Here is a 7792-nt window from a genome sequence, read left to right on the forward strand (position 1 = left end):
TCCCCAGTCTATTGTTACTCTCTCATCTTCCTTTTTGCATCATCGGCTGCAAAGGTAACAGTGTCGATGACCATGGACACCGGCGGAGCATAAGCAGTCTCCCACTCAAGCAGGTCATCCACGGTTGCGCCCATGCGTATCGCAAGACTAAGAGCATCTATACGCTCCTTCACACCTTCACCCGCTACCACCTGCGCGCCCACCAGCATCCTGTTCGAGAAAATAAGTTTGACAGTCAGTTGTGAACCGCCCGGGTAATACCCTGCCCGGGTGCTTCCTTTTGATATTCCGCATACCACGCTGATATCGTTGAGGGCTGCAGTATGGGAAGTAATGCCGACTGAACCTGCAGTCAATTTCCCTGCAACCACTACATTGGGGCTGAGCGTTGGTGGATAGACGGCATCGTCTCCGGTAATGTTCTCACCGATCACCCGTGCCATGCGCCTGGCAGCCGAGCCCAGCCTGCTGATGAACGGTGAACCTGTGACGAACTCCTTCACTTCGGCACATTCACCACCAGCATACACGTTATCCTGTATCCCAGCATCTGCGCTGACCCTCAGGTGCTCATCAGTTACAATGCCACCTGTGATACCAATTTTATAACCCGCGTTCTGAGCGATACTGCTAAGTGGCCTGAGTCCTGTTGCCATTATCACAATGTCAGAAGGTACTGTTCCAGCCGGTACTGTATCGCCCTGGATAGTTACTGAACGTACATGACCGTATCCATTGATGGAATCCACCTGTACTCCTGTGACCACATGAACACCCAGTGAAGTAAGGTGCTGCTGTACCAGCAAAGCCATATCCGGGTCCATAGTCAGGGGAAGCACCTGTGGCAATGCCTCGACCAGAGTAACATCAATACCTCTTACAGCCAGGCTGGCTGCCAATTCAGTCCCGATCCCACCAGCACCGATTATTACTACATGATTACCGTCGTTGATCGAACTATGTATTTTCATGCCGTCGGATAAGGTGTGCAACGTGAACACACCATCCAGTTCCCTTCCCTTGACAGGTGGAACAAAGGGGACACTACCTGTAGCAATAACCAGATAATCATATCCAAATGCGCCTGCATCTGATATCACTTTCTGACCGGTTGCATCTATATGGTTTATTGTTGTCTCAAGATGCAGGTCAATGCCCATATCTATGAATGCATCCCTGGGTCTTACTATCAGGTCAGAGAAATCAGGGATTACCCCCTCCAGCACAAAAGGCATCCCGCACTGGCTGTATGCAGTATGAGTATCAGATGAAAAGACCGTAATACTGTGACCTGTATGCCGCCTGAGGTATGTAGCCACTGTCATACCCACTGCACCCGCACCCAGGATAACAACCTTTCCTGTCATATGTTATACTGTGCAGTTATGGAAGATTAGGTTTACCGTAAATGAAAAAATGGTTGAAGAACTCTTCAGGAATTATCACTGAAAAATAATTATTGTGAGCGGGTTGGGGAGTGGGGGTTAGTTAATAAAAATGTTGCACCCGCTCACAATCATAACAATTACATTTTAGAATAAATAGTTTTCGGGTTACTTCATAAAAATCGTCATCTAGCGAGTAAACTTACATTATTATGATACATTATTTCTTCTTTTTCAGATACGCATCTATGGCTTTTGCTGCAGTCTTACCCGCACCCATAGCACTTATCACCGTTGCCGCTCCGGTAACTACATCGCCTCCACCGTAAACACCTTCCCTGGAACTCAACCCGTCTTCGTCAGCGATGATAGTACCCCATTTTGAAGTTTCAAGACCCTTTGTGGTCCTCGGTATCAACGGGTTCGGAGACGTCCCGATGGCAATTATTACCACGTCAACGTCCATCAGATGTTCCGAATCTTCCAGAGGTACAGGCCTGCATCTCCCTGATTCATCAGGTTCACACAGTTCCATGTTCAGGCATTCCAGCTGGGTTACCCAATTTGCCTCATTACCCAGAATGCGTGTAGGATTGGATAAAAGCTTGAACTTCACACCTTCTTCTTTTGCATTTTCTATCTCCTCATTACGGGCAGGCATCTCGTCCTCTCCACGCCGGTACACAATAGTGACTTCCTTTGCACCCAACCGTACCGAACATCTGGCTGAGTCCATAGCCACATTACCGCCACCAACTACCACAACCCTCTGCCCTCGCTTGACAGGAGTATCATAACGAGGGAACTGGTACGCCTTCATCAGGTTCACCCGGGTCAGGAACTCGTTTGCCGAATATACGCCGCTGAGGTTCTCGCCGTCAATACCCATGAACACAGGCAGACCTGCACCTGTACCCAAAAACACTGCATCATACTCTTCAAGTAATTCATCGACAGTATCAAGTTTGCCTATAACAGTATCAAGCTGGAGATCCACACCAAGGCTTTCCACATATTCCACTTCGGATTGGACAATGGACTTTGGTAACCTGAATTCAGGGATACCATACACCAGTACACCGCCTGCCTTGTGTAGTGCCTCGAATAATGTCACCCTGTGTCCCATCTTCGCCAGTTCGGCAGCGGCGGTCAGGCCGGCAGGCCCGGAACCAACAACAGCAACCTTTTTACCAGTAGCTTCCGGCTTCTCAACAGCCGTACATTCCATAGTATTCCGTTCATGGTCAGCTGCATACCTCTCCAGCCTGCCGATGGCTACGGGTTCGCCTTTACGGCCCAGCACACATACATCCTCACACTGGGTCTCCTGGGGACATACACGACCGCAGATTGCAGGCAGGGCGTTCATGGACTTGAGCTCGCGTACAGCCGCATCCATATCGTCATCAGCCATGCATTGAATAAATGCCGGGATGTTAATACCTACCGGACATCCGGCTACGCATGATGGTTTTTTACACTGGATACACCTGCTGGCCTCTGCCAATGCCTGTTCATGGGAATATCCCAGTGCCACTTCTTCAAAATTGGACCGCCTTTTCCCCGGGTCCTGCCGTGGCATATCGTTACGCTCTAACACTGGCATCCCTCCCGTTCACACTGGTACTTTTCAAGTGCTGTTTTTTCCTCATCCCTGTACATCATCAACCTGTTCATCAGCAAAGTAAAATCAACCTCGTGGGCATTGAACTCGGGACCGTCCACGCATGCGAATTTTGTCTCACCGCCCACAAGTACGCGGCACGCACCACACATGCCGATACCATCAACCATAATGCTGTTAAGGCTTACAATAGTCTTCACACCAAATGGATGGGTCACTCCGGCCACCGTCCGCATCATAATGGCGGGACCAATGGAAATCACTTTTGATACAGATTCATCACCTTCAAGCAGTTTTTTCAAGACATCAGTAACAAAACCGTGATGCCCTTTTGTGCCATCGTCAGTGGTAATGTACAGTTCATCACTGACCTTCTTCATCTTATCCTCCCACAGCAGGAGTTGTGCACTGCGGGCACCGATAATGGAAATTACCTTATTGCCAAGAGCTTTGTGGGCACGGGCAATGGGGTAAATAGGTGCTACACCCACGCCGCCCCCCACACAGATTACTGTATCAGAAGGCTCGATCTCTGAAGGATTGCCCAGCGGGCCTACAAAATCCTGCAGGCTGTCACCGGCATTCATTGTGGACAACTGTTTGGTGGTTTTGCCTACTTCCATGAATATGGTGGTCACGGTTCCTTTATCACGGTCAAAATCAGCGATTGTGAGAGGTATTCGCTCACCTGATTCGTCTATCCTGAGAATAACGAATTGTCCTGGCATTGCTTTTCTGGCAATCTTCGGGGCATCGATTATCATCTGGTGAATTGTCGGTACGATCTGGAATTTTTCAAGTATCTTATATGGCATTTTGACTGACCTTCTGAATGTGATATTGATCAAATGAAGGATTAATTGAGTCCCTTAATGCAACCTATAAAGTAAAAGTTTAACGGTTAGAATTTTTTAGAATGAATTTGAGAAAAAAATAAATATTGCATGAGTCAAATATCAGCGAAGAGGAATTCGTTATGGAATACGAAATTACAGGAGACAATCTTCAGCTTGTGACACTTCACCTGCGTGATGGCGAAACCATCTATGCAGAGGCCGGTGCCATGAACCATATGAGCAGTAATGTGGACATGCAGGCAAAGGCAAAGGGTGGTATCTTTAAAGGCATTAAACGGATGGTCAGTGGAGAATCATTCTTCGTCAGTGAATTCACTGCACATGGTGAAGGATTCGCTGCCTTTGGGGGCAATGTACCTGGTAAAATAAACGCTATATCCATTGGTCCGGGCAAGGAATTCCTTGCACAGAGGGATGCATTCCTGTGCGCCGAATCCGGTATTGACATGGACGTGGCCTTTACCAAGAAACTGGGCGCAGGGTTCTTTGGCGGTGAAGGGTTCATTCTCCAGAAATACAGGGGACAGGGTACTGTGTTCATTCATGCATGTGGCGACTTTGTGGTCAAGGACCTCAAGCCAGGCGAGATTCTGAAAGTGGATACGGGGTCAGTGGTAGGATTTGATTCTTCTGTCCAGTACGACATTACCAGAGCCGGCGGCATCAAGACGTCACTGTTCGGTGGTGAAGGACTGTTCCTGACCACACTTACCGGCCCGGGTAAGGTCATCATCCAGTCGCTGAGCATTGCTAATCTTGCGGCAGCACTTGCTCCGCATCTGCCTATTGGAAACACCGGTAGCAGCGGCAGTGGCGGGCTTTCGTTTGGCAAGCTATTAGGTGATTAGACCTCGAAAAACTCTGTGTATTACCTACATTCTCCCCTTTCGCCGTACCAGACACCTCCATTCATTCCCGATCAGTTCCTCCCGCCCCGCCATCTTCAGCCCCTCATACACAAGCCCGCGGTTCCCTTCATCCCTGTACTGCATCAGTGCCCGCTGTATCCTCTTCTCCCGCCCTTTTGCCACATGCACTTCCTTCAGAGTGAAAGGATTGAGACCCGTATAATACATGCAGGTAGAAACCGTCATCGGCGTAGGTGTAAAGTCCTGTACCTGTTCAGTATACAGGTCATTGTCCCTGATATACTCGGCAAAGTCTACCATATCCCCCACTGTACAGCCGGGATGACTGGACATGAAATACGGTATCAGGTATTGTTTCCTGCCAAGTTCCTTGTTCACTGATTCATATTTCCTTTTAAACTCTTCAAATACTTCCCTCGAAGGCTTGTGCATCATGTCAGTAACATGCAAGGTCACATGTTCAGGTGCAACCTTAAGCTGCCCGCTGACATGGTGCTCACACAGTTCCTGAAGATAACCTGAAGAATCAGCCAGCACCAGATCATACCGTATCCCGGACCCAATAAATACTTTCCTTACACCAGGTATGTCGCGTAGGCGGCGCAGGAGTTCGACCTGCTGCTCATGACTGGTATTAAGGCTCTTGCACAGGGGATGGGTGCATATCTTATCGGCACATGCTCCCTTTGTCTCCCACAGTTCGCAGTTCATGCCGTACATATTGGCAGTGGGTCCGCCCACATCCTGCACGATACCCTTAAAATCAGGCATCCTGGCCATTCGTTCTACCTCACGCACCATCGAATCAATGCTCCGGCTCTGAATGATGCGACCCTGGTGGTGGGTCAGTGCACAGAATGAACAGGACGCAAAGCATCCTCTGTGACTCACTATCGAGAATTTGACCGGAGCAAGAGCAGGTATGGGTTCTATGTATGACGGATGAGCCATCCTGGTAAAGGGCAGTTCATACACATGGTCAAGTTCAGCAGTGCTCAAGGGCATAGCAGGCTTGTTCTGGATGATGACAGTCTTGGGATGCTGCTGCACCACAGGTCTGCCCCTTATCGGGTCCTGGTTCTGGTAATGCAGCCCGAACGCTTTACCATACACTCTTTTGTCCTGCGAAACCTCCACGAAGGACGGTAGTTCAACATAACCCTCTTGTTCCATCGCGCGCCATTTCTTCAATTCCAGTTTTATAACCGTGCCCGCGATATCGGTGAGGTCTCGTATTTCCTCACCTTTCGAAAGCCTGCGCGCGATCTCAACCACCTGCCGCTCTCCCATCCCGAACACGAGGATATCTGCCGGCGCATCGGCAAGGATGGACTGCCGTACCGAGTCAGACCAGTAATCATAATGGGCGAACCGCCGCAGGCTCGCTTCAATGCCACCCAGGATGATGGGAGTACCGGGAAAAAGGGCGTGCAGTTTATCAGCATATACGATTGCGGCGCGGTTTGGTCGTAGCCCTCCGGCGCCCCCCGGTGAATATACGTCATCGTGGCGTTTCTTCAGGTTGGCTGTGTAGTTGTTGACCATGGAATCCACATTACCGGAGGTCACACCAAAGAACAGCCGGGGTTTGCCCAGTTTCCTGAAATCTGTATCGCTCTTCCAGTCGGGCTGGGCAATGATACCCACTCTGTACCCTGCATCCCACAGTACCCTTCCGACCAGGGCCGTGCCGAAGGACGGGTGGTCCACATAAGCGTCTCCGGTCACCAGGATAATATCGAATTGCTGGAATCCGAGGATCTTTGCTTCATTCAGGGAGAGGGGCAGGAAGGTGGGTTGTTTGTTCATGCGTGGGTCTCGATATTGTATCTGGATGGTAATTGGGTTTAGAATGATAAAATGATATTTAATGTTGGTCAGAATAAACTATCTGGCGTCATCAGACTTCAGTAACCATTTCCAGATGGGTTTTATACATATATTTTTATCATCCAGTTCTAAAGATCCTTCTTCTTCTAAAGTGAGAATATATCCTTCTTTTACGTCATATTTCTTCATAGCATCCATTAATCCTGCGATTTCTCGTTGTTTTGTGACCGGATTGTCCAATTTTTGAGATACCTGGATTGCCTGTGTTATTTTTAGATTTTCTTTAATGACAAGATCACATTCATTTTTTCCCAAATGATAATATATCTCATCATATCTTCTTTTAAGCTCAAGGAATACTAAATTTTCAAGTCGTTTTCCTGTATTTTCCGAGAAATTAAAAGAAACAGTTTTTAGAAAACTATTATCTCCCACATATATTTTAGATGAAGACACTTTTTGTTTTTTAATCGAATAATCAAATCTGCCAACCTGGTATACCAAAAATACGTTCTGGAAATAATCAATATAATTTTTAATTGTACTCAGACTTTTAATTCCACATACTTTTTTTAATGTTGAATAGGAATATATTCCGCCAATATTTGAGAACAAAAACAGAATCAGGTCTTTTAATTCCTTAACCTCTCTTACTTTATATCTGTTCAATATATCCTTGTTTAAAATATCTTCAAAATATTGTCTGGACAATTGTATATCATCGTTTTTCAGGATAAGGGGAAAACCTCCATTGTTAAAATACTCTAAAAATGAGGTATATACTTTCGTTGTTTGGGAACTTGTCAGGTGTTCAAGGTTTACGGATTCAATCTCTTTAAGCCTGAGATATTCTTTAAATGAAAAGGGAAATAATTTAATTACTTTATTTCTTCCGGTAAGATATGTAGAAATCTCTGAACTTAACAGATTTGAATTTGAACCGGTAACAAATACCTTGGTTCCTTGTGAATATAGATTGTTTACCCATTTTTCCCAGAATGTTACGTTTTGAACTTCATCCAAAAAGTACACAACATTTTCATGTTCCCCAAATAATTCTAAAACAATATCCTGAATTTCCAGGAAGTTATCCGGGTTAAAATTAATAAACCTGATATCATCAAAATCGATGAATACTTTGGTACCTTCAACTTTTTGTGATATCAATTTCAAAAGAGAACTTTTTCCACACCTTCTTATTCCTGATATTACGATAATCTCATTGCC

The 7792-nt window shown here is 46.6% G+C and carries 6 protein-coding genes; 1 reads left to right on the forward strand and 5 read right to left on the reverse strand.

Going from position 1 to position 7792, the window contains the following annotated elements:
• Nucleotides 1-14: 14 nt before the first annotated feature.
• The 3 genes from K0A89_05035 to K0A89_05045 all read right to left on the reverse strand — a co-directional run bounded on the left by K0A89_05035 (nucleotide 15) and on the right by K0A89_05045 (nucleotide 3824).
• Nucleotides 15-1367 (reverse strand): FAD-dependent oxidoreductase, encoded by a 1353-nt coding sequence (locus K0A89_05035; protein ID MBW6517848.1) that lies wholly within the window; start codon nucleotides 1365-1367, stop codon nucleotides 15-17.
• A 238-nt stretch (nucleotides 1368-1605) separates the two neighbouring features.
• Nucleotides 1606-2991: an NADPH-dependent glutamate synthase gene (gltA, locus tag K0A89_05040; protein ID MBW6517849.1), complete on the reverse strand. Its 1386-nt coding sequence runs from the start codon at nucleotides 2989-2991 to the stop codon at nucleotides 1606-1608.
• The gene (locus K0A89_05045) at nucleotides 2979-3824 is read right to left on the reverse strand and encodes a sulfide/dihydroorotate dehydrogenase-like FAD/NAD-binding protein (GenBank protein MBW6517850.1); all 846 of its coding nucleotides are present in this window, start codon (nucleotides 3822-3824) and stop codon (nucleotides 2979-2981) included. Before K0A89_05045 ends, gltA begins: the two co-directional genes overlap by 13 nt.
• Before the next feature lie 161 nt (nucleotides 3825-3985).
• Between K0A89_05045 and K0A89_05050 the strand changes: the two genes are divergently transcribed.
• Nucleotides 3986-4714, forward strand: coding sequence for a TIGR00266 family protein (locus tag K0A89_05050; GenBank protein ID MBW6517851.1), 729 nt, complete (start codon nucleotides 3986-3988; stop codon nucleotides 4712-4714).
• Nucleotides 4715-4738: 24 nt separating this feature from the next.
• Here the strand turns inward: K0A89_05050 and K0A89_05055 are convergent, their stop codons facing one another.
• Together K0A89_05055 and K0A89_05060 are read right to left on the reverse strand one after the other, a co-directional pair.
• Nucleotides 4739-6544, reverse strand: coding sequence for a YgiQ family radical SAM protein (locus tag K0A89_05055; GenBank protein MBW6517852.1), 1806 nt, complete (start codon nucleotides 6542-6544; stop codon nucleotides 4739-4741).
• Nucleotides 6545-6622: 78 nt separating this feature from the next.
• Nucleotides 6623-7792 (reverse strand): ATP-binding protein (locus K0A89_05060; protein MBW6517853.1); only part of this gene is annotated, 1170 nt, incomplete at its 5' end.

The sequence above is a fragment of the ANME-2 cluster archaeon genome (genome assembly GCA_019429385.1).
Classification (GTDB): domain Archaea; phylum Halobacteriota; class Methanosarcinia; order Methanosarcinales; family Methanocomedenaceae; genus Methanocomedens_B.